At 60.5% G+C, this 26,901-nt stretch carries 22 protein-coding genes and 1 pseudogene; 10 read left to right on the top strand and 13 right to left on the bottom strand.

Translation table 11 applies throughout. The annotated features are described in order from the left end of the window. Positions 1–138: 138 nt before the first annotated feature. Both PMA3_RS14875 and PMA3_RS14870 read right to left on the bottom strand, forming a co-directional pair. Positions 139–615 (bottom strand): nuclear transport factor 2 family protein, encoded by a 477-nt coding sequence (locus PMA3_RS14875; RefSeq protein WP_064677866.1) that lies wholly within the window; start codon positions 613–615, stop codon positions 139–141. Positions 616–671: 56 nt separating this feature from the next. Further along, a complete protein-coding gene (locus tag PMA3_RS14870) occupies positions 672–1,235 on the bottom strand; it encodes a TetR/AcrR family transcriptional regulator (protein ID WP_064677865.1) in 564 nt (187 codons plus the stop codon). A 184-nt stretch (positions 1,236–1,419) separates the two neighbouring features. Here PMA3_RS14870 and pssA point away from each other — a divergent pair, with 184 nt between their 5' ends. The 7 genes from pssA to PMA3_RS30810 all read left to right on the top strand — a co-directional run bounded on the left by pssA (position 1,420) and on the right by PMA3_RS30810 (position 9,785). Beyond that, positions 1,420–2,763 carry a CDP-diacylglycerol--serine O-phosphatidyltransferase gene (pssA, locus tag PMA3_RS14865; protein ID WP_064677864.1) on the top strand — a complete coding sequence of 448 codons (1,344 nt, stop codon included), beginning with the start codon at positions 1,420–1,422 and terminating at the stop codon, positions 2,761–2,763. After that, positions 2,763–3,773 carry an AraC family transcriptional regulator gene (locus tag PMA3_RS14860; protein WP_064677863.1) on the top strand — a complete coding sequence of 337 codons (1,011 nt, stop codon included), beginning with the start codon at positions 2,763–2,765 and terminating at the stop codon, positions 3,771–3,773. Before pssA ends, PMA3_RS14860 begins: the two co-directional genes overlap by 1 nt. Before the next feature lie 276 nt (positions 3,774–4,049). Then, on the top strand, positions 4,050–5,708 hold the full coding sequence (locus tag PMA3_RS14855; RefSeq protein ID WP_064677862.1) for an AMP-binding protein: 1,659 nt from the start codon (positions 4,050–4,052) through the stop codon (positions 5,706–5,708). A gap of 22 nt (positions 5,709–5,730) precedes the next feature. Further along, on the top strand, positions 5,731–6,492 hold the full coding sequence (locus PMA3_RS14850; RefSeq protein ID WP_064677861.1) for an SDR family NAD(P)-dependent oxidoreductase: 762 nt from the start codon (positions 5,731–5,733) through the stop codon (positions 6,490–6,492). Positions 6,493–6,504: 12 nt separating this feature from the next. After that, positions 6,505–7,698 (top strand): acetyl-CoA C-acyltransferase, encoded by a 1,194-nt coding sequence (locus tag PMA3_RS14845; protein ID WP_064677860.1) that lies wholly within the window; start codon positions 6,505–6,507, stop codon positions 7,696–7,698. Between the two features lie 152 nt (positions 7,699–7,850). After that, positions 7,851–8,978, top strand: a complete 1,128-nt coding sequence (locus PMA3_RS14840) for an acyl-CoA dehydrogenase (protein ID WP_064677859.1) — start codon at positions 7,851–7,853, stop codon at positions 8,976–8,978. A 33-nt stretch (positions 8,979–9,011) separates the two neighbouring features. Beyond that, positions 9,012–9,785 (top strand): enoyl-CoA hydratase, encoded by a 774-nt coding sequence (locus tag PMA3_RS30810; RefSeq protein ID WP_082930476.1) that lies wholly within the window; start codon positions 9,012–9,014, stop codon positions 9,783–9,785. Between the two features lie 21 nt (positions 9,786–9,806). On the opposite strand, the pseudogene PMA3_RS14835 reads toward PMA3_RS30810, so the two are convergent. The 10 genes and pseudogenes from PMA3_RS14835 to argH all read right to left on the bottom strand — a co-directional run. Then, positions 9,807–10,937: pseudogene (locus PMA3_RS14835) on the bottom strand (acyl-CoA dehydrogenase family protein); the annotation flags it as partial. A 3-nt stretch (positions 10,938–10,940) separates the two neighbouring features. After that, positions 10,941–12,047, bottom strand: a complete 1,107-nt coding sequence (locus PMA3_RS14830) for an enoyl-CoA hydratase/isomerase family protein (RefSeq protein ID WP_064677858.1) — start codon at positions 12,045–12,047, stop codon at positions 10,941–10,943. A 278-nt stretch (positions 12,048–12,325) separates the two neighbouring features. Next, positions 12,326–13,033, bottom strand: coding sequence for an HPP family protein (locus tag PMA3_RS14825; RefSeq protein ID WP_064677857.1), 708 nt, complete (start codon positions 13,031–13,033; stop codon positions 12,326–12,328). A 158-nt stretch (positions 13,034–13,191) separates the two neighbouring features. Beyond that, entirely contained in the window at positions 13,192–14,370 is a 1,179-nt protein-coding gene (locus tag PMA3_RS14820; RefSeq protein ID WP_064677856.1) for an MFS transporter, read from the bottom strand. Positions 14,371–14,661: 291 nt separating this feature from the next. Then, positions 14,662–15,549, bottom strand: coding sequence for a polysaccharide deacetylase family protein (locus PMA3_RS14815; RefSeq protein ID WP_064677855.1), 888 nt, complete (start codon positions 15,547–15,549; stop codon positions 14,662–14,664). Next, a complete protein-coding gene (locus tag PMA3_RS14810) occupies positions 15,542–16,390 on the bottom strand; it encodes a polysaccharide deacetylase family protein (RefSeq protein ID WP_064677854.1) in 849 nt (282 codons plus the stop codon). Before PMA3_RS14810 ends, PMA3_RS14815 begins: the two co-directional genes overlap by 8 nt. A 212-nt stretch (positions 16,391–16,602) precedes the next feature. Then, entirely contained in the window at positions 16,603–17,427 is an 825-nt protein-coding gene (locus PMA3_RS14805; RefSeq protein WP_064677853.1) for an ABC transporter substrate-binding protein, read from the bottom strand. A 53-nt stretch (positions 17,428–17,480) separates the two neighbouring features. Continuing rightward, on the bottom strand, positions 17,481–18,245 hold the full coding sequence (locus PMA3_RS14800; RefSeq protein WP_064677852.1) for an amino acid ABC transporter ATP-binding protein: 765 nt from the start codon (positions 18,243–18,245) through the stop codon (positions 17,481–17,483). Between the two features lie 10 nt (positions 18,246–18,255). Further along, the gene (locus tag PMA3_RS14795; RefSeq protein ID WP_046047004.1) at positions 18,256–19,134 is read right to left on the bottom strand and encodes an amino acid ABC transporter permease; all 879 of its coding nucleotides are present in this window, start codon (positions 19,132–19,134) and stop codon (positions 18,256–18,258) included. Positions 19,135–19,287: 153 nt separating this feature from the next. Then, on the bottom strand, positions 19,288–20,715 hold the full coding sequence (argH, locus tag PMA3_RS14790) for an argininosuccinate lyase (RefSeq protein ID WP_064677851.1): 1,428 nt from the start codon (positions 20,713–20,715) through the stop codon (positions 19,288–19,290). 331 nt (positions 20,716–21,046) lie between these two features. On the opposite strand from argH, the gene PMA3_RS14785 reads away from it, so the two are divergent. The 3 genes from PMA3_RS14785 to PMA3_RS14775 all read left to right on the top strand — a co-directional run bounded on the left by PMA3_RS14785 (position 21,047) and on the right by PMA3_RS14775 (position 25,517). Then, positions 21,047–22,015 carry a LysR family transcriptional regulator gene (locus tag PMA3_RS14785; RefSeq protein ID WP_064677850.1) on the top strand — a complete coding sequence of 323 codons (969 nt, stop codon included), beginning with the start codon at positions 21,047–21,049 and terminating at the stop codon, positions 22,013–22,015. A 249-nt stretch (positions 22,016–22,264) separates the two neighbouring features. Then, the gene (locus PMA3_RS14780) at positions 22,265–24,451 is read left to right on the top strand and encodes a hypothetical protein (protein ID WP_064677849.1); all 2,187 of its coding nucleotides are present in this window, start codon (positions 22,265–22,267) and stop codon (positions 24,449–24,451) included. After that, positions 24,444–25,517: an NAD(P)/FAD-dependent oxidoreductase gene (locus PMA3_RS14775; protein WP_064680713.1), complete on the top strand. Its 1,074-nt coding sequence runs from the start codon at positions 24,444–24,446 to the stop codon at positions 25,515–25,517. Before PMA3_RS14780 ends, PMA3_RS14775 begins: the two co-directional genes overlap by 8 nt. Here the strand turns inward: PMA3_RS14775 and PMA3_RS14770 are convergent. Further along, positions 25,484–26,863 (bottom strand): UDP-glucose dehydrogenase family protein, encoded by a 1,380-nt coding sequence (locus PMA3_RS14770; protein ID WP_064677848.1) that lies wholly within the window; start codon positions 26,861–26,863, stop codon positions 25,484–25,486. The genes PMA3_RS14775 and PMA3_RS14770 overlap by 34 nt on opposite strands. Between the last annotated feature and the right edge of the window lie 38 nt (positions 26,864–26,901).

Here is a 26,901-nt window from a genome sequence, read left to right as displayed (position 1 = left end):
ACGTGGGCAACCGCGATTGCTTTAGTAGGATCCGGCTTGCCGGCGAAGGCGTCTGCATGGGCGGTGCAGGGCTTGAGGCCGGTCTCGCTGCGGTGCGGCGGTCCGACAAGCCAGCTCCTACAGGGGGTGCGGTGTTGTCTAGAGACCGAGGTCGGACAGGCCTGGATGATCGTCGGGTCGACGACCCAGCGGCCAATGGAACTTGCGCTCGCTTTCCTTGATCGGCATGTCGTTGATGCTGGCGAACCGGTTGGCCATCAATCCGTCTTCGTTGAACTCCCAATTCTCGTTGCCGTAGGACCGGAACCAGTTGCCCGAGTCGTCGTGCCATTCGTAGGCGTAACGCACGGCGATGCGGTTGTCCGTAAAGGCCCAGAGTTCCTTGATCAAGCGATAGTCCAGTTCCCTGGCCCATTTGCGGGTCAGAAAGCCTTTGGCTTCTTCGCGATTGCTGGCGAACTCGGCCCGGTTGCGCCACCGGGTGTCCAGGGTATAGGCCAGCGACACCCGTTCCGGGTCGCGGGAGTTCCAGCCGTCCTCGGCCAGGCGAACTTTCTCGATGGCCGATTCACGGGTGAAGGGCGGTAAAGGCGGACGAACTTCGGCGTTAGACATTTAAAGTCTCCCTGGCAGATTAACGTTCAAGCAAGTTGTCGGGCTTATTTGAAGCGTCACAGGTCCAATAACTTTCGCGCCATGCATTGCGCATTATCGGCGGCACTGTGATCACCCATGACAAGCGCCACGGTAATGGCACCATCGATCAGGATCAGCAGCTGTCTGGCCAGCGTATCCGGGTCTGTGGCGCCATGTTCGGTACAAAGCTCGCGCAGGTAGTCGAGCAGCTTCTGTTTATGGTCTTTGGCAACCAGGCGAACCGGGTCTTGCGGGTCGCCGGTTTCACCGCTGGTGTTGATGAAGGCGCAGCCACGAAAGCCTTCGGAGGCGAACCAGGCCTTGAGCACGGTGAACAGGTTGAGCAGCCGTTCGGCCGGCGTTTCCGCCTGGTCGACGGCGCTCCTGTACCAGTGCATCCAGCGCAGGTCGCGCCGCTGCAGGGCCGCGACGGTCAACTCCTCCTTGTTGGCGAAGTAGCGGTAAATACTTTTCCTGGAGACGCCGGCGGTTTTCACCAGAAGGTCCATGCCGGTGGCGGCAATGCCACTTTTATAGATCAACTTTTCGGTGACATCCAGGATGATGTCGCGTGTGTCGCTGCTGGTTATTTCGTTCATGCTTCAAACAGTAGAACGATCGTTCTCCTTGGTCAAGCGGATATTTTTGTCGCCTATGAAATTGCTTCAGTGTAGGAGCAAGCTCGCTCCTACAGCGAAGAGGCCGTCACAGACACCAACAAGACCCCAGCCAATCCATGGTGTAAGCTCTCGGGTTCTTCGGATTCGACCCATTGCGAGCCCTATGCCGTCGCTTTTCAAACGATCTCTACTGCCCAAACTGCGCAGTTTTCCGCTGACCGCCGATGCCGTCACCATTCTTTCCGGCGCTGCGGAATTCCGCCGTTGCCTGCTGGAAAAAATCGCCCAGGCGACCCGACGCATCTACATCGTCGCGCTGTACCTGCAGCAGGACGAAGCCGGCCAGGAAATCCTCGATGCCCTGCATGCCGCCAAACTGGCGCGTCCGGAACTGGACGTGGTGGTGGTCGTCGACTGGCTTCGGGCCCAGCGCGGCTTGATCGGTGCCGGCAAGCAGCCGGGCAACTCGGCCTGGTATCAGGAGACCACCCGCACTCATGAAAGCGTAGTGCCGGTGTATGGCGTTCCGGTACAGACCCGAGAGCTGTTCGGCGTGCTGCACTTGAAGGGTTTTGTGATCGACGACTGCGTGATCTACAGCGGCGCCAGTCTGAACAACGTCTATCTGCACAAGTTCGACAAGTACCGCTACGACCGTTATCACCTGTTGCACAACAGCGCGCTGGCCGATTCGATGCAGCACCTGATCCAGCACGGCCTGATCGCCTCCAAGGCGGTACACCGACTGGACCTTCCGAACCTGCCGACCACCCGCAGCCTGCGCAACGACATCGGTGACCTGCGCAGCCGTCTCAAGCACGCGGCGTACGACACCACGGCGGGTACTGCCGCCAAAGACGGCTTGACCGTCAGCCCGTTGCTCGGTGTGGGCAAGAACAACCCGTTGAGCCGGGTGATTTGCGAGTTGATCGCCAGTGCCCGCGATCAACTGACGATCTGTACGCCGTACTTCAACCTGCCGCTGGCGGTCACCCGGGAAATCAACCGGGCATTGGCGCGGGGGGTGAAGATCGACATCGTGGTTGGAGACAAGACCGCCAACGACTTCTATATTCCGCCGAGCGAACCGTTCAAGGTGATCGCGGCGCTGCCGTACCTGTACGAGATCAGCCTGCGGCGCTTCGCCAAACGCCATCATCGCAGCATCGACAGCGGACTGTTGAACCTGCACCTGTGGAAGGACGGCGACAACACCTACCACCTCAAAGGCATGTGGATCGATCAGCGCTACACCTTGCTGACCGGCAACAACATCAATCCGCGGGCGTTCCGTCTGGATCTGGAAAACGCGCTGCTGATCGATGATCCCAAAGGTGAATTGCTTGCGCCACGGCGAAACGAGCTGGACGAGATTTTCCAGCACACCCGTCGCATCGCGCGTTACCAGGAGCTGGACACACTGCTGGAATACCCGCCGGCGGTGGCCAAATTTCTCAAGCGCGTGAGCCGCGTGCGGATCGAGCGGTTGTTGTACCGGATTCTCTAATGTCGGAAAAAGACACCATCTCCATGCAACTGGTGCGTGAAGCGCTGTTGCAAAGTTGCGCCCCGGGGGCTGCCACCGAAGAGGTGCTGAACAAAGTCGGCATCGATCCGGCGCTGCTGCAGACCGCCGACGCCCGTGTCCCGGCCACTGCGTATGCGCGCCTGTGGCGATTGCTGGCCAGGCGTGGGGACGACGAGTTTTTTGGCATGGATCCGCGCAAACTCAAGTCCGGCAGCCTGGCATTTCTCTGTCAATGCTCCATGGTCCAGCCGAACCTGGCCGCCGCCCTGGCCTCGGGCCTGGGTTTCCTGTCGCTGATGCTGGAGCACCTGCCCGCCCAGTTGGTTCGCCAGCAAAGCCTGGCGGAGATCGTGCTGCAGGAGGACGACCAGGACCCGCGTCGGGCCTTCACCTATTTCACCTACTGGATGATCGTTCACGGCGTGGCCTGTTGGCTGGCGGGGCGAAGGATTCCGATCCTGGCCATCGAGCTGCGCTGCCCCGAACCGGACTTCTGTGATGACTATCAGGTGATGTTCTCCGAAAACCTGCGTTTCGACCGGCCGCGCACGCGAATGATCTTCTCCGCCGAGTGCCTGGATTTGCCGATCAAGCGCACGGCTGAAGAACTCAAGCGTTTCCTGGCGCAGGCACCGGCCAATATCCTGGTGAAATACCGCGACCCGCAAAGCCTGGCCAGCCGGATCAAGCATGATTTGCGGCAATTGCCTGCCGAACATTGGCCCGAAACCGAGGCTTTGGCGCAACGACTGTGCATGTCGGCCTCGACCTTGCGTCGGCGCCTGGCCGAAGAGGGGCAGACCTATCAGGGGCTCAAGGACAGCGTGCGCAAGGAATTGGCGATCGTATGGCTGGCCGAGCCCTCTATCAGTTTTGCCGAGATTGCCACGCGCCTGGGGTTTGCCGATGCCAGCTCGTTCTACAAGGCGTTTCGCAAGTGGTCGGGGTCGAATCCGGGGCATTACCGGAGTTTGATTCTTAACGACTGATCCGGACTTTGTGGTGACAATGCTGACGCCTTCGCTGGCAAGCCAGCTCCCACAGGGTTCTGCGGCGTACACAACAATTGTGAGCACCGACAATCACTGCGGGAGCGGGCTTGCCCGCGATGGCGTTAGTCCAGGCAACACATCCTTTGGATCTTGGCCAAACCAGTCACACAACTTGATAGCTTTGACCATTGCCCCACCCCCCGCGTAGAGCGAATATTTCCCTGTTACTTACGGTTCCCCCAAACCTAATAAGAAGACCGAGGGATTCTGGCAATGCGCGATTATTTGTCTGCCACGTCACAGTTCGATTACCAGCACACCGTGGACGCCGCACTTGCGGGCGATTTGACGGCCCTCAACGCCTGTATCGAGTGTTGCGACCGACATGCCTTGCCGGGGCGCATCGCGCTGTTCTGGGAAGGCCGGGACGGCGCCAGCGCGACTTACACCTTTACCGACCTGCAGGATAAAGCGGCAAGGTTTGCCAATTTCCTCCTCGCCCAGGGCGTGAAGAAAGGCGACAAGGTTGCAGGCCTGTTGCCCCGCAACATCGAATTGCTGATCACCGTGTTCGCCACCTGGCGTATCGGCGCGGTCTACCAACCGCTGTTCACCGCCTTCGGCCCCAAAGCCATCGAGCATCGCTTGAACAGCTCCGGCGCCAAGGTCGTGGTCACCGACGCGGTCAATCGCTCGAAACTGTGTGAAGTGGCCGACTGCCCGACTATCGTCACCGTCGCCGGTCCCAAGGGGCAGGGCATCGTCCAGGGCGATTACAGTTTCTGGGCCGAACTGGCCAATTATCCCGCCGAGTGCGAACCGGTGCTGCTGACCGGCGAAGACCCGTTCCTGCTGATGTTCACCTCGGGCACCACCGGCCCTTCCAAAGCGCTGTCGGTGCCGCTCAAGGCCATCGTTGCCTTCCAGAGCTACACCCGCGACGCCGTGGACCTGCGCCCTGAAGATGCGTTCTGGAACGTCGCCGATCCGGGCTGGGCCTATGGCATCTATTTCGGCGTCACCGGGCCTATGGCCATGGGACATCCGATCACGTTCTACGATGGCCCGTTCACCCTTGAAAGCACCTGCCGGGTGATCAACAAATACGGGATCACCAACCTCACCGGCTCACCGACCGCTTATCGCCTGTTGATTGCCGGTGGCAACGAGTTCGCCCGCTCGATCAAGGGCAAGCTGCGCATCGTCAGCAGTGCCGGCGAGCCGCTGAACCCGGAAGTGATCCGCTGGTTCGCCGACAACCTCGGCGTAGTGATTCACGACCATTACGGCCAGACCGAACTGGGCATGGTGCTGTGCAATCACCATGCCCTGGAGCACCCGATCCACATGGGCGCCGCCGGATTTGCCTCGCCGGGCCACCGCATCGTCGTGCTGGACGAAGAGTACAAGGAGCTCGGCGTCGGCCAGCCAGGCATCCTGGCCATCGATCGTACCCAGTCGCCGATGTGCTGGTTCGGCGGTTATGAAGGCGCGCCGACCAAAGCCTTCGTCGGTAACTATTACCTGAGCGGCGACACCGTCGAGTGGAACCCGGATGGCAGCATCAGCTTCGTCGGCCGCAGTGACGATGTGATCACCACGTCGGGTTATCGTGTGGGTCCGTTCGACGTCGAAAGCGCACTGATCGAACACCCGGCAGTGGTCGAAGCCGCGGTGGTCGGCAAGCCCGACCCGGAACGCACCGAACTGGTCAAGGCCTTCGTGGTGCTCAGCGCGCAATACCGTCCTGAACCGGAGCTGGCCGAAGAATTGCGCCAACACGTGCGCAAGCGCCTGGCCGCGCACTCATACCCCCGTGAAATCGAATTTGTCAGCGAGTTGCCGAAAACCCCTAGCGGCAAGTTGCAGCGCTTTATCTTGCGCAACCAGGAAATCGCCAAGGCTCAAGAGGCTGCGGCGAAGAACCTTTAAGCATGAATCCAAGGACACAATGATGCAGATCGCAAACAAGGTTTTTCTCGTCACCGGCGGTGCTTCCGGACTCGGTGCGGCCACCGCTGAAATGCTGGTCGCTGCCGGCGCTAAAGTCATGCTGGTGGACATGAACGCCGAGGCGGTTGCCGCTCAGGCGCAACGTCTGGGCGCTCAGAGCGTGGTGGCCGATATCAGCAACGAAGCGGCGGCCGAAGCCGCGGTGCTGGCGACGGTCAAGGCGTTCGGCGGCCTCAATGGCCTGGTTAACTGCGCCGGCATCGTGCGCGGCGAGAAAATCCTCGGCAAGACCGGCCCGCACGTGCTGGCCAATTTCAGCCAGGTGATCAACGTCAACCTGATCGGCAGCTTCAATATGCTGCGCCTGGCGGCGGCGGCGATTGCCGAGACCGAAGCGGATGCCGATGGCGAACGCGGGGTGATCATCAATACGGCCTCGGCGGCGGCTTACGACGGCCAGATCGGCCAGGCCGCCTACGCGGCATCCAAAGGCGCGATCGTCAGCCTGACCTTGCCCGCCGCCCGTGAACTGGCGCGCTTCGGCATCCGCGTCATGACCATCGCACCGGGGATTTTCGAAACGCCGATGATGGCTGGCATGACCCCGGAAGTCCGCGCGTCCCTAGCTGCAGGCGTGCCGTTTCCGCCGCGCCTGGGCAAGCCGGACGAGTATGCCGGGCTGGTCAGGCATATCATTGAAAACAGCATGCTCAATGGCGAGGTGATCCGTCTCGACGGCGCCTTGCGCATGGCCGCCAAGTAAAGAGGATTTGTCATGACTATTGCCAACGATCCAATTGTTATCGTCAGCGCCGTCCGCACCCCGATGGGCGGTTTCCAGGGCGAACTGAAAAGCCTGACCGCGCCGCAACTCGGTGCGGCAGCGATCAAAGCTGCGGTTGAACGCGCCGGTATTGCGCCGGATGCGGTTGAAGAAGTGCTGTTCGGCTGCGTACTGCCCGCCGGCCTCGGCCAGGCCCCGGCGCGTCAGGCCGCACTGGGCGCGGGGCTGGATAAATCGACCCGCTGCACCACCCTGAACAAGATGTGCGGTTCGGGCATGGAAGCGGCCATTCTGGCGCATGACATGCTGGTGGCCGGCAGCGCCGAAGTGGTGGTCGCCGGCGGCATGGAAAGCATGTCCAACGCGCCGTACCTGTTGGACCGCGCGCGCAGCGGTTACCGCATGGGCCACGGCCGCGTACTCGATCACATGTTTCTGGACGGTCTGGAAGACGCTTACGACAAGGGCCGCTTGATGGGCACCTTCGCCGAGGATTGCGCTGAAACCAACGGTTTCACCCGTGAAGCCCAGGACGCGTTTGCCATTGCCTCGACCACCCGTGCACAGCAGGCGATCAAGGACGGCAGCTTCAAGGACGAAATCGTGCCGCTCACCGTGACCGTGGGCAAAGAGCAGGTAGTGATCAGCCACGACGAGCAGCCACCGAAAGCCAGGCTGGACAAGATCGCCTCGCTCAAGCCGGCGTTCCGCGACGGTGGCACTGTCACTGCGGCCAACTCCAGCTCGATCTCCGATGGCGCTGCGGCACTGGTGCTGATGCGCCGTTCCGAAGCCGAGAAGCGCGGCCTGAAACCCTTGGCGGTGATCCACGGCCACGCCGCGTTCGCCGATACCCCGGGCCTGTTCCCGGTGGCGCCGGTGGGCGCGATCCAGAAACTGATGAAGAAAACCGGCTGGTCCCTGGACGAAGTGGATCTGGTGGAAGTCAACGAGGCTTTCGCCGTGGTCAGTCTGGTGACCATGACCAAACTGGAAATCCCCCACGAGAAGATCAACGTCCACGGCGGCGCTTGCGCCCTGGGTCACCCGATCGGTGCGTCCGGTGCGCGGATCCTCGTGACCTTGCTCTCGGCCCTGCGCCAGAAAGGCCTGAAGCGTGGTGTGGCGGCGATTTGCATCGGCGGCGGCGAAGCGACGGCGATGGCCGTGGAATGCCTCTACTGAGGCTGACACCAATCCCTGTAGGAGCGAGCTTGCTCGCGATGGACGTTAACGATGACGGGGGCTACCTGTATGAACGCGGCGCCCTCACGTCCATCGCGAGCAAGCTCGCTCCTACAAGGGGCATGGGGCAATTTTAATTTTAAGGATTCACCATGATCCCCAATGACGACCAACAACAAATCCGCGATATGGCCCGGCAGTTCGCCGATGAACGGCTGAAACCATTCGCCGCAGAATGGGACCGCGAACATCGCTTCCCCAAGGACGCCATCGGCGAGATGGCGCAGCTGGGCTTTTTCGGCATGCTGGTGCCAGAAGAATGGGGCGGTTGCGATACCGGTTACCTGGCCTACGCCATGGCCCTGGAGGAAATTGCCGCCGGTGACGGTTCCTGTTCGACCATCATGAGCGTGCACAACTCGGTGGGGTGTGTGCCGATCCTCAAGTACGGCAACGACGACCAGAAAGAGCGCTTCCTCAAACCGCTGGCCAGCGGCGCGATGCTGGGTGCCTTCGCCCTGACCGAACCCCAGGCCGGCTCCGATGCCAGTGGCCTGAAAACCCGCGCCCGGCTGAACGGCGACCACTACGTGCTCAACGGCTGCAAGCAGTTCATCACATCGGGGCAAAACGCCGGGGTGGTGATCGTCTTCGCCGTGACCGACCCGGCCGCCGGCAAGCGTGGCATCAGCGCGTTCATCGTGCCGACCGACTCGCCGGGCTACAAAGTCGCACGGGTCGAGGACAAGCTGGGGCAGCACGCGTCCGACACCTGCCAGATTCTGTTCGAAGACGTCAAAGTGCCGCTGGCCAACCGCCTGGGCGAGGAGGGCGAAGGTTACCGGATCGCCCTGGCCAACCTCGAAGGCGGCCGTGTCGGCATCGCCTCGCAATCGGTGGGCATGGCCCGCGCCGCGTTCGAAGCGGCCCGTGACTACGCTCGTGAGCGTGAGAGCTTCGGCAAGCCGATCATCGAACACCAGGCAGTCGCGTTCCGCCTGGCCGATATGGCGACCCAGATCGCCGTGGCCCGGCAGATGGTGCACTACGCCGCGGCGCTGCGTGACAGCGGCAAACCGGCACTGGTCGAAGCGTCCATGGCCAAACTGTTCGCCTCGGAAATGGCCGAGAAGGTATGCTCATCGGCCTTGCAAACCCTTGGCGGTTACGGCTACTTGAACGATTTCCCGCTGGAGCGGATCTATCGCGACGTGCGGGTCTGCCAGATCTACGAAGGCACCAGCGATATTCAGCGCATGGTCATTTCGCGCAATCTTTGAACAAAAGGCTTTTACAATGCTTGGGAGTCATACATGAGTTACGAAACGATTTTGCTGGAAACCCATGGTCGCGTTGGCCTGATTACCCTCAACCGTCCGCAAGCGCTGAACGCGTTGAATGCGCAGATCGTCAGCGAACTGAACCAGGCCCTCGACGGTCTGGAGGCCGATTCGAACATTGGCTGCATCGTGCTGACCGGCTCGAAGAAAGCCTTCGCTGCAGGCGCCGACATCAAGGAAATGGTCGAGCTGACCTATCCGCAGATCTATCTGGACGATCTGTTCAGTGACAGCGACCGCGTGGCCAACCGCCGCAAGCCGATCATTGCCGCGGTCAACGGTTTCGCCTTGGGCGGTGGTTGTGAGTTGGCGTTGATGTGCGACTTCATCCTGGCCGGTGACAACGCGAAGTTCGGTCAACCGGAAATCAACCTCGGCGTGCTCCCGGGCATGGGCGGCACCCAGCGCCTGACCCGCGCCGTGGGCAAGGCCAAGGCCATGGAAATGTGCCTCAGCGGCCGCCTGATCGATGCGGTGGAAGCGGAGCGCTGCGGGATCGTCGCGCGGATCGTGCCGGCGGATGAACTGGTGGAAGAAGCGCTGAAAGTGGCGGCCAAGATTGCCGCGAAGTCGCTGCCGATTGCGATGATGGTCAAGGAAAGCGTCAACCGCGCGTTTGAAGTGAGCCTGTCGGAAGGCGTGCGCTTTGAGCGTCGGGTGTTCCATGCGGCGTTTGCGACGCAGGATCAGAAGGAAGGGATGGCGGCGTTTATTGCCAAGCGTGAGGCTGAGTTCAAAGGGAAGTGATGTAGCGTTTTCACTGACGCCATCGCGGGCAATCACCATCCGCTGTATCTCGCTCGACCCTTCATAAATCTGCGTGATCCGCGCATCCCGGTAATAACGCTCCACCGGGTAATCCTCCAGATAACCATACCCGCCATGAATCTGCATCGCTGACGAGCAGACCTTCTCGGCCATCTCCGAGGCAAACAACTTCGCCTGTGAAGCCTCCGACAGGCAAGGCTTGCCCGCGCTGCGCAGGCGCGCGGCATGCAGGATCAGCAACCGCGCCGCATTCAACCGCGTGTGCATATCGGCCAGCATATTCGCAATGCTCTGATGCTCGATGATCGGTTTGTCGAACTGGACCCGATCCCGCGAATAGGCCAGCGCCGCTTCGAATGCCGCACGCGCAATACCCAATGCCTGCGCCGCGATCCCGATGCGCCCCCCTTCGAGGTTCGACAGGGCGATGGCCAGGCCTTTGCCGCGTTCGCCGAGCAGGTTGGCTTCGGGGATCGTGCAGTTGCTCAGGGTCACCGCGCAGGTGTCGGAAGCGCGAATGCCCATCTTGTGTTCGGTGCGATCGACGATGAACCCTGCAGTGTCGGTGGGGACCAGGAACGCCGAGATGCCGCGCTTGCCCAGATCCGGATCGGTCACCGCGAACACGATGGCCAGTTTCGCCCGTTTGCCATTGCTGACGAATTGCTTGGCACCGTTGATCACCCACTGGCCATCGCGCAGTTCAGCGCGGGTGCGCAGGTTGTGGGCCTCGGAACCGGCCTGGGGCTCGGTCAGGCAGAAGCAGCCGATGGCCTGGCCGCTGGCCAGATCCGGCAACCAGGTCTGTTTCTGTTCTTCGGTGCCGTAGTTCAACACCGGTCCGCAACCCACCGAGTTGTGGATGCTCATCAGCGCGCCAGTGGCACCGTCGCCAGCGGAAATCTCTTCCACGGCCAGGGCATACGCGACGTAGTCGACATAGGTGCCGCCCCATTCCTCGGGCACCACCATGCCCAGCAGGCCCAGTTCGCCCATCTTCGCTACCAGGCCATCATCGATCCAGCCGGCCTTTTCCCAGGCCTGGGCGTGGGGTGCGATTTCGCCGCGGGCAAAGTCCCGGGCCATGTCGCGGATCATGACTTGTTCTTCGCTCAATTCGATATCGTGCATGGCTCAGCTCCAGCTTGGGTCGAACCCGCTGAAAAAACTCGCGACGTGCCCGGCGTCCAGCGCCTGCAAGGTCGGCGGGTTCCAGCGCGGGCTCTTGTCTTTGTCGATCAGCAAGGCGCGCACGCCTTCGATCAGGTCGCCGCGCTCGAACCACTGACGGTCGAGGTGCAGCTCAAGGGCGAAGCAGTGCTCCAGGCTCAGGTGCCGGCCGCGGCGCAACATTTCCAGGGTCACCCCCATGGCCAGCGGCGAACGGCTTTCAAGCAGGTCGGCGGTGGTCAGGGCCCATTCATGACTGTCGGCGACCGTTACCTCACGCAGTTGCTCAACAATACTCGGCACATCGGGCAAGGCGAAGAAGTGATCGATGGCCGGGCGCAATACGCTCAGGGGTGCATCGGGCAGATGTTGCACCGCAAGTTTGGCCAGCAGGCCTTGCAGGTCCTTGAGCGGTGTGTCGTGCCATTGCAACTGATCCAGTTGCTCGTCGAGTGTGCCGAGTTTGCTGCTCTCAAGGTACCAATCGGCCAGGCCGCAATAGAGCGCATCGGCCGCGCGGATCTGCACACCGCTGACGCCGAGGTAGATCCCCAGTTCCCCGGGAACCCGTGGCAAAAAGTGGCTGCCGCCGACGTCCGGGAAATAACCGATCGCGACTTCCGGCATCGCCAGGCGGCTTTTCTCGGTAACCACCCGCAAGTCCGCGCCTTGCACCAGGCCCATGCCGCCGCCCAGGACGAAACCGTCCATCAAGGCGAGGACCGGTTTGCAGTAATCGTGAATCGCCAGGTCGAGGGCGTACTCCTCGACGAAAAAGTCCTCATGCAGGGTGTCGCCATTCTTGAAACTGTCGTACAGCGAGCGAATATCGCCGCCGGCACAGAACGCCTTCTCGCCGGCACCGCGCATGACCACTGCATGCACCTGCGAGTCCTGCGCCCAGACGTCGAGCTGACGCTGCAGCGTGCGCACCATGTCCAGGGTCAGGGCATTGAGGCCGGCAGGGCGATTGAGGGTCAAGTGACCGATATGGTTGCGCACCTCGGCCAGCACTTCGTTTTGCGTGGCATCCATGGACGAAGTCCCCGGAGAAAAAACCTGAGCAGTCATCAGTAACTCCCTGCTTTTATTGTTCTTTTATAGACAAGCTCGCGCACGAGCGATGCTGGATCGTACCAGTGCAAATTTGTGATGTACAACCGGGATATGTGCAGGTGCTTCCTGCAAATTTGCATGGCTTCACATGTATGCGAGTCTTGATGTTTAGTGTCCACCCCAAGTCACTGTGGGAGCGGGCTTGCCCGCGATGAGGCCGTGTCAGTCGATATCAATATCGCCTGACCCAACGCTTTCGCGAGCAAGCTCGCTCCCACAGGGGATGTGTGCTGTCAGTAACTCTGGTTCAGCACTTCACCAATACTGCGACGTTTGGCGTGCAACTCACTGATATGAATCAGTTGCTCGAGGTCTTCGGGGGTAACGTCAAAGAACGCTTCCATTTCCGCCAGGGCCAGCTTGAGATCCTGGGCGGTGATGGCCTGGCTGTCGATCGGCGGGTGATCGGCCGGCACCACGGCCACCGGTTCGCCGGCACGCCTGGGGTAACGGATGCGTGTCAGGTTGTTGTAGGTCAGGGCGCTGAGCAGCATGGTCGAGGCGCTGAGCATCACCGGGCCGAGGGCTTTCCAGTCCAGGGCGATGGTCGCCGGGTCCGCCAGCACCAACAGCAACGCCAGCGCCCCGGCAGGAGGGTGCAGGCAACGCAGCCAGCACATCAGGATTAGCGCCATGCCCGCCGCCAGGCAAGCGCTGCCTAGGGTCCGCCCGAGCACATGCGCCACCAGTAACGACACCACCCCGGCGCTCAAATACCCGCCAAGAATCGACCAGGGCTGAGCCAGTGCACCGGAGGACACGGCGAACAGCAACACGGCCGACGCACCCAGCGGGCCGATCAGATGCTGCGCCACTTGCATGCCGAATACCTGGCTGCAGAGCCAGACGCTGAACATCGTGCCCAGTGACATGCCGATGGCAGCGCGGCTCCATTCGGAAGGACGGGTGTTGATGGCAGCAGGTAACCAGCGAGCAAACATGAGGCACAGGATCCGTAGAAAAAACCGAGGCAAAAAAAAGGCTTAGCTGGGATACCCAGAAAGCCCTTGAAGGTGTTCCAACTATTGGGGGAGGAACCAGCACAGTGTGCCGTTCAATCCTGATGCTGACAAATTCATATTAATGAAGCTTCAGTTCATTATTTCTGATGCATGGCAACCCGCCGCCCACTCATGAAACACAGGAAACCACCCATGGCAGTCAGGGCGCTCAAGGCATAAAACATGGTGGGTGCAGGGGAGTGCAGCAGCAGGTAACCGCAGATCACCGGACTCAGCGCGCCGCCCAGGGCGGCGAGGTTCTGTGCGCCGTAATAACTGCCGCGCAGTTCCTCCGGCGCCAGGGTATCGACGAAGAGGAATTCGGCGGGGTAGATGATCATTTCCCCGAGGGTGAAGATAAACATCGCCACGCACCAGCTCACCAGGCTGTCGGCCAGGCTGAAGCCGATCAGGCCGACGATGAACAGGCTGGTGCCACCGGCGATCCAGTAGCGCAATTGTTCGCGCTTGAGAAAACGGCCGATCTGGTATTGCAGCAGGATCACGCTGATGGCGTTGCAGGCGAGCAGGGCGGCCATGGTTTCCAGGGCCCGCTTGGAATCCTCGGTCACCAGCAGGTATTGCGACAGGTACAGGGTGAAGCGGCCGTGGACCACGGTGCTGAGCAGGCAGCCGCAGGTGAACATGATCAGCGTGCGGTCGTTTTTCAGGGTGACCAGGGTTTTGAGAAAACTCTGGGGTTGGCCGATGGCGGGTGTCAGGGCCGAGTCCCTGGGTATCCCGATCATCAGGAAAATACTGAAAAACGCGATACCGCCGGCAATAAGGAAGGGTGCAATCGGATACACGCCGGCAATCACCACGCCCAACATCGGACCGGTGGCGTAGCCGATGTTGGTCAAGGTGTAGCGCAGGGAAAACGCCTTGGCGCGCTGGCCCATGGGCAGGTTTTCACTGAGGATCGCCTTCGAGCCGATCAGGAACAGGGCCGAGGCGGTTTCGGTGATCACCAGGGTGGCGGTGGTCAGGTAGAGGTTGTCGGCGAAGGTCAGCAGCACGAAGCCGATGGCACTGGAAAGCATGGCGAGGATCAGCAGTCGGCGCTTTTCGAGGCGGTCGATGATGTAGCCGCCGTAGAGCGCGAGCAGGGTGGCGATGAACACCGCGATGCCCAGCAACAGGCCGACATCCTGCTGGTTGAGGCCGAGTTTGTTGCTCAGGAACAGCGTGAGCAAAGGGCTGGTGATGGCGCGGCTGACGACGATGGTCAGCGAAACGATCATCAACCGGCGGATAACGAGTGAGTAGGTGGCCACGGTGGGGCAAATGTCCTTATTCAGATTCTATGGTGTTCGGCTTGATACCGAGTCGCTGCCATTCGCGAGCAAGCTCGCTCCCACAGGGGAATGCATTTCAACTGTGGGCGCTTGTGTGGATCGCCGATGTACCGAGTCGCCGCCCTTCGCCGGCAAGCCGGTCTCGCTCCCACAGGGGAATGCATTTCAACTGTGGGAGCGAGCTTGCTCGCGAAGGGGCCGGGTCAGGCAATGCAATGGTCAATTCAACCGACTCCAGTTCACCCAGTGCCAGTCGTTGCATGGGTTCCGTCATAGGAGGTAATCCCGATAATGCCGCTCATACACCGAAGCAGGATGATCCTCGGTCACTGGCGGCGCTGACTCAGCCCACCATCGGGCGACGTCGGCCCCCGTGGCAATCCACACGTCTTCATGCCGTTGAATCCCCTCAAGCAATTCGCGTAGCACGCCAATCCGCCCGGGCGTGGCAATGATCTCCGGGTGCAGGCGCAGCACATAACACAAGCCGAACCGGTGAAACCCGGCGAAGTCCATTTGCAGGTTGCCCAGGGTGTGGCTGTAGGACGCGATCCGTGATTGCGCCGGTGGCACGGCGGGGCTGAGGTTGAAGGCGAAGTAGGGTTCGTCTTCCAGTTCGTAGTGCAGCGGTAGTTCGATGACCTCAGGCGCGGTCGGATGAGCGAAGGGCAAGTCATCGCCACGCCAGGATGAGGACCAGCGAATGCCATGATCTTTCAACGCCTCGATGAACCCCGGCGCGCCATTGCCGGCCGGGATACGAAACCCGGTCGGACGCTGGCCGGTCAGCGCAGTCAACGCCGCGCAACCCTTGGCGATCTCGGCGCGCTGCGCGGCCAGGTCCAGACTGTCGTAGTTTTGATGGCGATAACCAGCGCAGGCAATCTCGTGACCGCCCGCCTGGATGGCCCGGATGTGGTCCGGGTTTTCCTCGGCGACGATGCCGGGAATGCACCAGCTGCCGGGTACGCCCAACTCTGCAAACAGACCGAGCAAGCGCTCGACGCCGCGCTGGCTGCCGTAGCGCCAGACCGAGAGGGTCTTGTCGCGTCCGGCGACTTCAGGCGCTTGCGTCAGGATGCCGTGCACATCGTTGTAATCGACGGTCAGCACCACGGCGCAGCGGTAGCCTTTGGGCCAGACAATGGAATCAGCCATGGTGATGCTCCTTCACCCACCAGTGGGCGACGTCGCGGCAGGTGGCGAACCACACGTCATCGCGCTGGCGCATGTGTTCGAAGAGTTTTTCCAGCAGCAGGATGCGTCCCGGTTTGCCGGTGATCTTGGGGTGGAACAGGGTGGTCAGGCACAGGCCTTCGTTCATCGCGCCGTCGTACTCGCGGCACCAGTTGTCCAGGGTCAGCTCGTAGCTGGCGGTGCGGTCCAGGCCGGATGGAAAGTCGGGCGCTCGGGTATAGGCGATGGAGGCGTAGTCGTCCATTTCCCAGCGGCCGGGGATTTCCACCAGCGGCGTGGCAAAGCCCGGCACCTTGACCAGGTACGGCCGGTCATCGCCGCGCATGCTGCTGGAGTAGGTCACGCCTGCCTCGACCAGCATCGCCGGCGTCTCGGCTCGCCAGTCGCCGGAGGGGGTGCGGAAACCTTCGGCGCGAATGTGCAGGTATTTCCAGAACACCTCGCGGGATTTGCTCATCACGTCCTTTTGCTGCTCCAGCGTCAAGGCGTAAAAGGATTCGTGTTTGTAGCCGTGGTAGGCCACCTCATGTCCGCGTTCGACAATCGCCTGGCACTGTCTTGGCCAGTTCTCCACCACCCAGGCGGGGACGAAAAACGTCGTCGGGATCCGGAATTCGTCGAGCAGGTCGAGAATCCTCGGCAGCGCCCGATAGGGGCCGTAACCGCCGAAACCGAAGTACTCGGGCTTGCGCCAGATCGAGCCGTTGAGCATGGCATCGCCGGTGGGGCCATCGAGGTCGAAGGCCAGGGCGAGGCAGGCTTTGTGTGGGGCGGGCCAGGTGGGTTGTGGCGAGGAGGACATCACAGCGCTCCATTACTCGTGGGGATACGCAATATCTGTGGTCAACCGGGAACCCTGTGGGAGCGGCGGTGCGACGATTCGACTTGCCCGCGATGACGCCGGCACAATCGACATCGATGTCGCCTGTCAGACCGCTATCGCGGGCAAGCCCGCTCCCACAATGGTTAGGTGTTGCCCGTCCTTTTTGTGATCAAAGGGCAGGCAACGGTCCATTATTTCCCGGCGTTGATGGTCACGGTCTTGATCGCGCCCAATTCCAGGTCCCATTTTTTCAGGATGGTCTGGTAGGTGCCGTCATCGATCATGCTCTGCAGCGCCACCTTCAGCGCTTCACTGAGCTCAGGCTTTTTCTTGCTCACCCCCAGCCCGGTGAACTGCTCGGAGATCGGCAGGCCCACGGTCTTGTACATGTCCTTTTCCTGGTTCTTCAGGTACGACAAGGTCTCGCTGCCCTGCATCGCCGCATCGATGCGGCTCTGGCGTAACTGCGCACGGGCGTCGGCCGAGCCTTCGGTGCCGATTACATTGATCGCAGGCTTGCCGGCGGCTTCGCAATTGGCCTTGCTCCATTCGGCGATTTCCGCGGGGAAGGTCGTGCGGCGGCTGGTGCCGACCTTTTTGCCACACAGGTCGATGATCTCGTTGGTGTCCTTGTTTTTCTGCAAGGTGTAGAACTGCGGCCCGCTGGTAAAGTAGTCGACGAAGGTCACGCTGGCCTGGCGTTCGGCCGTGTCGGTCATGCCCGACATCACCATGTCCACGCGGTCGGTGGTCAGGGCGTTGATCATTTGCTCGAAGCCGGTTTCCTGCCACTTGATCTTCACGCCCAGGCGTTCGGCCAGGGCATTGCCCAGGTCAACGTCGAGCCCGGTGAGGGTATTGGTGGCCGGATCCTTGAAGTCCATCGGCGGGTAGTTCGGCATGATCGCCACCACAACCTCGCCCTTGGCCTTGATGCTGGCCGGCAATTCGGCGGCGAATGTGAAGCCGGAGGCCATGACGCTGGCGAGTACTGCTGGAATAACGAAGTTCTTCATGGTCGTTCTCTTATGAGTGTTGTGAGGCGGCGCTTGTTTTCCAAGCATGGCACTTAGGTTCGAACGGCAGAAATGAAGCTCTGGGTGCGCGGGTTTTGCGGACTTATCAGTATTTCTTCGGGGCTTCCAGCCTCCACGATCTGCCCGCCGTCCATGAACACCATGCGGTTGGACACCTCGCGTGCGAAGCCCAGCTCATGGGTGACGACGATCATGGTCATGCCGGTCTGCGCAAGGTCGCGCATCACCGACAGCACCTCACCGACCAGTTCCGGGTCGAGTGCCGAAGTGGGTTCATCGAACAACATCAGCTTGGGGCGCATGGCCAATGCGCGGGCAATGGCCACCCGTTGTTGCTGGCCACCCGACAATTCGATCGGGTAGCTGTTGCGCTTGTCGGCGAGGCCAACGCGGGCGAGCAGTTCCACCGCTTCTTCGTGCGCCTCCTTGGGCGAACGCTTGAGCACCTGGCACGGCCCTTCGATGATGTTTTGCAGCACAGTCATGTGCGGGAACAGGTTGAAGCGCTGGAACACCATGCCGGTGGACAGCCGTTGCCGGGCGATCTGCGACTCGTTGAGCTCGTACAGTTTATTGCCGGCGATGCGGTAACCCACCAGTTCGCCATCGACCCACAGGCCACCCTTGTCGATCTTTTCCAGCTGGTTGATGCAGCGCAGCAAGGTGCTTTTGCCCGAGCCGGACGGGCCGATGATGCACAGCACTTCGCCTTGCTCGACTTCGATATTGACGTCCTTGAGGGCGTGGAAGTGGTCGTAGTACTTGTTCAGGCTCACGGCCTTGACGATGCTTCTCATGTCGGACTCCTCAAGAACGCTTGCCGGCGCCGCGAGCGAAACGACGCTCCAGGCGGCTTTGACCGAAGGACAGCACGGTGACGGTGGCCAGGTACCAGATGCCGGCGACGATCAGCAGCTCCATCACCCGGGCGTTGGCGTAGTAGATGTTCTGCGCGTTGTAGAGCAGTTCCGAATACTGGATGACGCTCGCCAGGGATGTCATTTTCACCATGCCGATGAATTCGTTGCCGACCGGCGGAATGATCACCCGCATGGCCTGGGGCAGGATGATCCGGCGCAGCGCTTGCAGGCGCGGCATGCCGATCGATTTGGCGGCTTCGTACTGACCGGTGTCCACCGACAGCAGGCCGGCACGCACCACTTCGGCGGTGTAGGCGCCCTGGTTGATGCTCAAGCCGAGCAGCGCCGCCACGAACGGCGTCATCAGGCTCACGGTGTCCATTTCGAACAGGCCGGGAATGCCGATGGTGGGGAAGATCAACGCCAGGTTGAACCACAACAGCAGTTGCAGGATCAGCGGCGTACCGCGAAACAGCCAGGTATAGGTCACGGCCACGTAGCGCAGGATCGGGTTGGCCGACATGCGCATGATCGCCGTGATCACCCCGAAGACGATGCCCAGGGCCATCGCCAGCACCGCCATGACGATGGTGTTGAGCAAGCCCCACATGATCGCCTGGGAGGTGAGGAACTGGCCGATGTATGACCATTCGATCTTGCCTTCGGCGAAGGCGCGCACCAGGCCGAGAATCGCGATGACGATTACGGTGGCGAAGAATATCCGCCCGTAATAACGCCGTGGCACATGGTGGTATTGGGTGATATCGAACTGGTTTTCCGCCAGTTTGCGCTCCGCCTGGAGTCGTTCTGCCTGGGTCTGGCTCATCTTGCTACTCCGTACACTTGGTAATTCAGGCCATTAGCGATCCCCTGTAGGAGCGAAGCTTGCTCGCGAAAGCGGTGGGTCAGTTGTCATCAGCGCTGACTGACACACCGCCTTCGCGGGCAAGCCTCGCTCCTACAGGTTTTGTGTCCTGCTTCAGAGCCGGAAGCCCTGATAGTCCTCAGTCCAGCGTTGCTGCGCAGCCAGGGCGGTCTTCAAGCGGCCGATCTGCTCGCGCACCTGTTGCGGCGCCGTGCCTCCCCAACCACTGCGCGCAGCGATGGCGGCTTCAAGGGTCAGGCTTTCACGCACCTCAGGCGTCAGGCGCGGATCGATCTCCGCCAACAGGGCCGCCGAGGCTTCCCACAGCTCGATGTCACGTTTCTCGCAGGCCTGGACCAGCGCACCGGTAATTTCGTGGGCCTCCTTGAACGGCACGCCGCGCATGGCCAGCCAGTCGGCGACTTCGGTGGCGAGGGTGAAGCCCAGCGGCGCCTGACGCCGCAACTCCTCGACATTGACCGTCATGGTCGCGACCATTCCGGCCATGGCCGGCAGCACCAGCAGCAAGGTGTCGACGCTGTCGAGCACGCCGTGCTTGTCCTCGCTCAAATCGCGGTTGTACGACAGCGGCAGGGATTTGAGGGTCGACAGCAGGCCGGTCAGATTACCGATCAAGCGGCCTGCCTTGCCCCGGGCCAGTTCAGCAATGTCCGGATTCTTCTTCTGCGGCATGATCGAGCTGCCGGTGGCGTAGGCATCGTCCAGCGCAACCCAGCGGAATTGCCGGGACGACCACAGGCAGAACTCTTCGGCGAGGCGGGAAATGTTGATCCCGAGCATGCTGGCGATAAACAGGAATTCGGCGACGTGATCGCGGCTGGCCACGGCGTCAATGGAGTTTTCGCAGACTCCGCTGTAGCCCATTTCCCTGGCCGACTGCTGCGGCTGGCGTGCAATGGCGGAGCCGGCCATGGCCGCCGCCCCCAGTGGCGACAGCGAGGTGCGCACGTCCCAATCCACCAGGCGCTGCACATCGCGCAGCATGGATTGGGCGTGGGCCAGCAAGTGATGTGCGAAAACGATCGGCTGGGCCTGCTGCAGGTGCGTGAAACCCGGGCAGATGCTGTCCACGTGTTGCTCGGCCTGAGCCACCAGGGCTTGCTGCAGGGCCAGGACTTCAACGGCCAGGGTACGCACATGATCACGCAGGAACAGGCGCAGGTCGTTGGCGGTCTGGTCATTGCGCGAACGGCCGGCGCGCAGTTTGCCGCCGAGGGCGCCGAGGCGCTCGGTCAACAGGCGTTCGATGAAGGTGTGGACGTCTTCGTCCTCCAGGGTCGGGGCGATGCTGCCAGCGCGGAAGTCAGCGCCAATGCGTTCCAGCGCATCGACCATGGTCCGGGTTTCCTGCTCGTTCAACAGCCCGGCGCGTTGCAGTTCACGGGCATGTGCCCTGGAACCGGCGAGGTCGTACGGGGTAAGCCGGAAATAGCGCTCAGGGCAACGGGACAGGGCCGCCAGAGCTTCGGACGGGCCGGTTTTGAAGCGGGCACCCCAGAGACGGTCGGTGGTTTGGGACATTATTGTTTTCCTCGTCGTTGCTCGGGAGTTGAAAATTAATCGTGTGTCCGGTCAAAGAGCCTGGCGGGCAAGTCGAATCGCCGCCCGCTCGCGCCTACAGAGTCGGGGTGCACTTGCAGGCTGAAGCAGTGTTCAAGAGGGCAGTTGCGAAGTGGCGGGAGTTGATCGAAATGTCAGCTTTTAACAGTTCGAAATCAGTGAGTTGGCACTGATGGGCGAAATTTATTAGCGGTTGCCAAGCCTGGTTTTCTGTGTTCATTATTATTGGCCAGCCATGTTTTTGTTGTTGTGCACAGAGTGTTGATTAGGGCGCCAGAGGTAAATAAGCATTATGGAAACCCCACTTTCCAATTCCGGAAACCCGCCGCTGAAAACGTCGCATCGGGCACCGCTGACCCTCAGTGGCCTGGACTTCAAATTGCTCAAAGTGTTCAAGGCCGTGGTCGAGGCGGGCGGGTTCAGTGCGGCTCAGAACGAGCTGAACGTGGGGCTGGCAGCTATCAGCAAACAGATCTCCGACCTGGAAATTCGCATCGGCATGCGCCTGTGCACGCGGGGGCGGGAAGGCTTTCACCTGACCGAAGAAGGCAGCCTGGTGTATCAGGCATCCATTGATCTGTTTGCCTCGGTCGATAACTTTCGTGATCGTCTTAGTTCAGCGCAAAACGAACTTATTGGCGATCTTGGCGTGGGGGTTATTGATAATACGATATCTGATGCCCAGTCGCCCTTAGTTGCTGCACTTAAGCAGATTAACGAAGCGTCGCCCAAAGTAAGGTTCCAACTTCAGACCTCGCAACTGGATGAGGTGGAAAGGGGCGTGGTAGAGGGGCGGTTGCTGGCGGGGATTGTCCCGGTTTATCAAAGACGGGAAGAGTTCGATTACTACGCGCTTTATGAGGAGCGCTCAGAGGTCTATTGCGCCATCGGCCATCCGTTGTTCACCCTGCCAGAGGTGGAAATGGGCAGCAATGTGCTCAAGGACTACGAGTGCATCAACCACCGTTATGCGATACATCGCGACAAACTGAACTTTACCCACTACGACAGCTTTTCGGCCTCGGCGACCCAGGTTGAAGCCGTGGCGCTGCTGATCAAGACCGGGCGTTTCGTAGGCTTTCTACCCCGGCATTACGCCGCCTCGCTGGTGGCACAGGGGCAATTTCGAGCCGTGCGCCCGGACCTGATCCACATCGATACCCCGTTCAACCTCATCCTGCGTCACAACACCGTGCGCAGTCCGCTGGTCAAGGCGTTTGCACGAGCCTTGGGGGTGGATCTGAAGGCGACGGTGGGGTGATTACGCGTGAGAGTGCTATCTACAGGCTTTTTAAATGTAAGTGCATAAATCATTAGCACCGATGCAATGGCGCGCTTTTTTCTCTCTCTTCACTTTGTTATTGCAGCCTGTCAGTCACCGCAATCAACGGTAATCCTTTCGTCTTGCGTCTGATCCTTTCAATACTACGCTTACCCACCAAGTGACTTGTCGTCTGCACTGAGCCATTCAGAACGGCAGGATGGAACGCACTCAATTGTTGGGATTAACATGGCCTTGATCGATGAAGTGAAGATAATTTGCGACCGTCTGGCAATGGACGCTGGCTGGCATGATCTTTTGTTGCAGCATGGGCTGGACATCAAGGCATGCCCGTTGGAGGCCGAATTAAAAAAACAATTACCTGTCGATCGTACTGTAAACGGTTTTGAAGATTTTTCCCTGAAGGGTAACTGCGCCATTGAAGCGGGAAATCCCTCTCGCAGCCTGCTGTACCACGCTTTTGCATCGCCCAATGTCACTACGGATTCAAAAGGCAACGCCTTAACGATCTATCCCACCGCCGCTGAAATAGAGACGGTTTTAAATTATGTCTATGGCGTATGTCCGCCTGGTCTTGAGGCGTTGTTCGAGCAAGCGGGCGAGGGGGCGGTTTTAGCGATAGTCGTGTTTGCCATCGAATATCGTCCGGGGCCCGGTACGGTTCACGGAAAACATGCCGATCTGTGTTTTTCCCGCACCGGTATCGCTCGGGTAGGGACGGCCCCTGCATGGTATGACCCGCAGCGCCGCGGCTTCTTGCCCTGGGTTGAAGACGACCCCAAGGCAATACGGGTGATGCCTGCTCGGTTCAGTGCTTATATCGCGGTACAACGCAAGGGGGATGCAGCCCGTTTCGGACCGCAGTCTTTTCAACCCGGCGATGAGGAACGCGATTTCTGGACGCCGTTACACAAGTTGTTCGAGGGCACGGAATGCATCGCAGGCATGGAGCTGAATGTGAACCTCGAGTGTTATCACATCAACGACAAGTTACGCAGATTCCATCTTAAGTTTCCGGAACCGGATTGGCAGGAACCGGTTCTTTCCGGCCCACCGTTTGTGCTCACTGACGGGTTGGCGCACTGGGCTGATGAAACCGGGTCTGGCCAGGGCCTGCTCTTGCCCGTGGCACAACGCGGCCTGGTGGAAAAAGCAACGTATGACCATCAGGATGTCTTTTTTACAATCCCGGCCGAACCCAACTATCGCGGCTACATCATCAACAGACGGTACAAACTGCTTGAGGACGGATCGATTGACGATTTAAACCTGAATCCCGATGTCGTCAATATCGTCAAAGCCGGTGGCTACAGGGCTTTACACTTTATCGACTTTACGGCGGAAGGTTGGGTGCGGGCGAGTTGCCCGATGCTTGAGACGGTGATACCAGACAATGCCGTGGCTTACTCGATAATTGCCGCGCCCGACTTTTATCCTGCGTCCTCACAGCGTGAACTACTCGAGTGGAGCGACCAACAACAGTTCCCTCAACCTTTCTTTGGCCAGTCCTTGCGGGTCCTTTCGAATCTGCGCGCGGCTGGCAACCCCGATCTGAACGGAAACTATTTCCAGCCTGACGACAAGGGAGTAACAGCGATCGTTTCGCACCCTGTCGAGGTTGAAGACCGCGCAGCATCGGGTGCTCGCACAACAAATGGCCGTGCATCCTGGTTATCCGATCGGGCAGCCGGCTCCCTCAGCCCGGGTTGGGAGATCAGCGGCCCCGATGGCGGGGGACCGCGTCCTGCATCGCTTTGCGGCTACGAGTTGGGAAGTCCGTTTACCGAGGATGTGAGGATTTGTGCATCGATTGGCGGCTATTGGCCTGCGGTCTCCCCGGATACCTCACGGACATTTGAACCCAATGCATCCCGGGTTCCAATTATTCCACTCACCGACGAAGAGGGCGGGCAGGCAGATTCCGGCTCTTGGGACGGAGTCGACGGACCAAGACTCCTCACCGATGCCCAAGGCAAGCAGGTTGTGGAATATACGGCTTTTGACCATTGCGACTACACTAAAAATGCCTTGGCAGGCCTGTTATCCCTGCATCGTACGGCGCAAACGAGCGCGGATGATTATGCGAGACGCATATGGACGCTCCATAACGCGTTCACTGCTTTAGGCGCCAGTACCCGACAGCAGAAGGCAGAGTGGTCAGTCCTGTCGTTCCGGAAAATAACCCGACCGCATGCCGCGCTGGAGTTCGCAGAGCAGGAAGCGGGAGCCGTGCTGCAGGGCGATATTCATTGCTATCAAATCTATAAACCCGATAAGGGCAGCCTCTCGACGCCTCCCGGGGACTTTACCAAACGGCAGGTCGAAATCCTTGAAATGACCTGTTCATTTGTCGGCGAAGAAGCACTCCTGAGCAAGCGGGGTGACGCTGCCTGGACGGTTCAATACCTTGGGTGACTACGATGTCGTGGTGATTGGCGCCGGGCCTGCCGGTTGCGCCGCGGCCATTTTTTGCGCCCGGCACGGCTTGCGTGTAGCGCTGCTCGAGCAGTGCGCTTTTCCTCGTGAGCGACCTGGCGAGACATTACCCCCCGGTATTGAACCGCTATTGCAGCAACTGGACGTAGCGGATGTGGTGGTGCAAGGGGATTTTATTCGTCATACGGGGCATTGGGTGCAATGGGGCGCAGAGCGCCGGTTTTCTGCGTTTGGTGGTGAACCGGCCACTCCGTGGTGTGGCTTTCAAATTCCCCGGGCCACGTTCGACAGTCTGTTGCTTGAAAAAGCCGTTGAACGGGGTGTCCATGTCGTGCAGCCGTGCCGGGTCAATGAAGTGATTCGGCACAACGATCGGGTTATCGGTGCCAGAACAACCGCAGGCGAGTTTTTTTCACGACAGCTCATTGATGCCAGCGGCTCACACTCGTGGCTGATGCGGCAACTGGCACTCGATCACTCGTTGTTTTCCCCGTTGCTGATCGCAAAATACGGTTACGCAACGGGAGAACGGGCGGCATGTGATGAGGCGCCCGGCATTGTTGCCGACGCTCAGGGTTGGTACTGGACTGCCAGAGTGGCGCCGAAACTATACAACTGGACCCGTCTGTACTTTGACAAAGCCCAGGCCCGGCAAGCCGGTCCGCCGGCAATGTTCGATCACCTGACCGCCGTGGGAGGGATCCGGGGCGCCGATGTGACCTGGCGAAGCTGTCACCGCACGGCCGGGAATGGCTATTTCATTGTGGGCGATGCCGCATTCGTGCTTGATCCAGGCACCTCCCATGGCGTACTCAAGGCCATCATGTCCGGAATGATGGCCGCACACGCCATCATCCGTGAGAACGCTTTCCCGCGGCATCGAAGCGCAATCAACACGCAATATCGACAATGGATGCAGCGCTGGTTCGTCCGTGACATGAACGCAATGGGTGAGTTGTACCGTTCGCACCCATCACCCCCGCATTGGCTGTCGATGACCGATCGGCGAAATCAGGCGACGACCGAAGCCGCCGGCCATCGCTGAAGCGGAATCGGCAATCCGCGCGATTCCCCACGCCCTATCGGGAAGTACAGGAAACCCGCGCGCGCCAGGCGTTCGGCGTCATACAAGTTACGCCCGTCGAAGATCACCGGCGCGTTGAGCCGCTGCTGGATCAGATTGAAATCCGGCGCCTTGAACTGTTGCCACTCGGTGCAGATGATCAGTGCATCGGCACCGGACAGCGCGGACTCCGGCGTGCCCATGAGCATCAACTTCGATTCATGGGGATACAGCTGCCGGGTTTGCTGCATGGCTTCCGGATCGAACGCACGCACGTTGGCCCCGGCGGCCCACAGCGCTTCCAGCAGCACCCGGCTCGGCGCATCGCGCATGTCATCGGTGTTGGGTTTGAACGCCAGGCCCCACAAGGCAAAGGTCCTGCCGCGCAAGTCACCTTGGTAGAACGCATTGATACGCTCGAACAGCTTGTGTTTCTGCCGCTGGTTGATGGCCTCCACCGCTTGCAGCAGGTCGCTGGAGCACTGCGCCTGTTCGGCGCTGTGGATCAGGGCGCGCATGTCCTTGGGGAAACACGAACCGCCATACCCGCACCCCGGGTAGATAAAGTGATAGCCGATGCGCGAATCGGCACCGATGCCCAGGCGCACGGACTCGATGTCGGCGCCCAGGTGTTCGGCCAGTTCGGCGATCTGGTTGATGAAGCTGATCTTGGTCGCCAGCATGCAGTTGGCGGCGTACTTGGTCAGCTCCGCGCTGCGCAGGTCCATGAACATGATGCGGTCGTGGTTGCGGTTGAACGGCCCATAGAGGTCACGCATCACCTCGCGTATGTCATCGCGATCGCAGCCGATGATGATCCGGTCCGGGCGGCGGCAATCGGCCACGGCCGAACCTTCTTTCAAAAACTCCGGGTTGGAAACGATATCGAACTGCAACAGTCGGCCGACCTTGAGCAGGCATTTGTCGATATGCGCGCGCAGGGCATCGCCGGTGCCCACCGGGACCGTGGACTTCTCCACCAGAATCACCGGTTGTTCGCGATGACGCGCCACCGCTTCGCCCACTGCCATCACGTAGCGCAGATCCGCCGAGCCATCGTCCCGGGACGGGGTACCGACGGCTATGAACAGCACCTGGCCGTGTTGCACCGCGAGTTTCTCGTCGGTGGTGAACTGCAGCCGCCTGGCGTCCAGGTTTTCACGCACCAGGCTGGCCAGTCCCGGTTCGAAAATGCTCACATGGCCTTGCTGCAACAACTCGACTTTCTGTGGGTCAATGTCCATGCACACCACGTCGTGGCCGACTTCAGCCAGGACGGCGGCTTGCACCAGGCCAACGTAACCGCTACCGAATACACTGATTTTCATGGGGGCTCTCCTGTCCTGATCGACACCCATCCAGGAGT

This window comes from Pseudomonas silesiensis (assembly GCF_001661075.1).
In the GTDB taxonomy this organism is placed as follows: Bacteria; Pseudomonadota; Gammaproteobacteria; order Pseudomonadales; family Pseudomonadaceae; genus Aquipseudomonas; species Aquipseudomonas silesiensis.
This window is presented reverse-complemented; position numbering and strand designations above follow the sequence as displayed.

What these genes read in the sequence shown, in the direction of transcription:
- PMA3_RS14770 (WP_064677848.1), bottom strand. Translation starts at nt 26,863, where the DNA reads ATGAAAATCAGTGTATTCGGTAGCGGTTACGTTGGCCTGGTGCAAGCC.
- PMA3_RS14810 (WP_064677854.1), bottom strand. Translation starts at nt 16,390, where the DNA reads ATGTCCTCCTCGCCACAACCCACCTGGCCCGCCCCACACAAAGCCTGC.
- PMA3_RS14860 (WP_064677863.1), top strand. Translation starts at nt 2,763, where the DNA reads ATGTCGGAAAAAGACACCATCTCCATGCAACTGGTGCGTGAAGCGCTG.
- PMA3_RS30810 (WP_082930476.1), top strand. Translation starts at nt 9,012, where the DNA reads ATGAGTTACGAAACGATTTTGCTGGAAACCCATGGTCGCGTTGGCCTG.
- argH (WP_064677851.1), bottom strand. Translation starts at nt 20,715, where the DNA reads ATGTCCCAAACCACCGACCGTCTCTGGGGTGCCCGCTTCAAAACCGGC.
- PMA3_RS14805 (WP_064677853.1), bottom strand. Translation starts at nt 17,427, where the DNA reads ATGAAGAACTTCGTTATTCCAGCAGTACTCGCCAGCGTCATGGCCTCC.
- PMA3_RS14780 (WP_064677849.1), top strand. Translation starts at nt 22,265, where the DNA reads ATGGCCTTGATCGATGAAGTGAAGATAATTTGCGACCGTCTGGCAATG.
- PMA3_RS14815 (WP_064677855.1), bottom strand. Translation starts at nt 15,549, where the DNA reads ATGGCTGATTCCATTGTCTGGCCCAAAGGCTACCGCTGCGCCGTGGTG.
- PMA3_RS14845 (WP_064677860.1), top strand. Translation starts at nt 6,505, where the DNA reads ATGACTATTGCCAACGATCCAATTGTTATCGTCAGCGCCGTCCGCACC.
- PMA3_RS14830 (WP_064677858.1), bottom strand. Translation starts at nt 12,047, where the DNA reads ATGACTGCTCAGGTTTTTTCTCCGGGGACTTCGTCCATGGATGCCACG.
- PMA3_RS14850 (WP_064677861.1), top strand. Translation starts at nt 5,731, where the DNA reads ATGCAGATCGCAAACAAGGTTTTTCTCGTCACCGGCGGTGCTTCCGGA.
- PMA3_RS14840 (WP_064677859.1), top strand. Translation starts at nt 7,851, where the DNA reads ATGATCCCCAATGACGACCAACAACAAATCCGCGATATGGCCCGGCAG.
- PMA3_RS14855 (WP_064677862.1), top strand. Translation starts at nt 4,050, where the DNA reads ATGCGCGATTATTTGTCTGCCACGTCACAGTTCGATTACCAGCACACC.
- PMA3_RS14795 (WP_046047004.1), bottom strand. Translation starts at nt 19,134, where the DNA reads ATGAGCCAGACCCAGGCAGAACGACTCCAGGCGGAGCGCAAACTGGCG.
- PMA3_RS14800 (WP_064677852.1), bottom strand. Translation starts at nt 18,245, where the DNA reads ATGAGAAGCATCGTCAAGGCCGTGAGCCTGAACAAGTACTACGACCAC.
- PMA3_RS14875 (WP_064677866.1), bottom strand. Translation starts at nt 615, where the DNA reads ATGTCTAACGCCGAAGTTCGTCCGCCTTTACCGCCCTTCACCCGTGAA.
- PMA3_RS14870 (WP_064677865.1), bottom strand. Translation starts at nt 1,235, where the DNA reads ATGAACGAAATAACCAGCAGCGACACACGCGACATCATCCTGGATGTC.
- PMA3_RS14825 (WP_064677857.1), bottom strand. Translation starts at nt 13,033, where the DNA reads ATGTTTGCTCGCTGGTTACCTGCTGCCATCAACACCCGTCCTTCCGAA.
- PMA3_RS14785 (WP_064677850.1), top strand. Translation starts at nt 21,047, where the DNA reads ATGGAAACCCCACTTTCCAATTCCGGAAACCCGCCGCTGAAAACGTCG.
- pssA (WP_064677864.1), top strand. Translation starts at nt 1,420, where the DNA reads ATGCCGTCGCTTTTCAAACGATCTCTACTGCCCAAACTGCGCAGTTTT.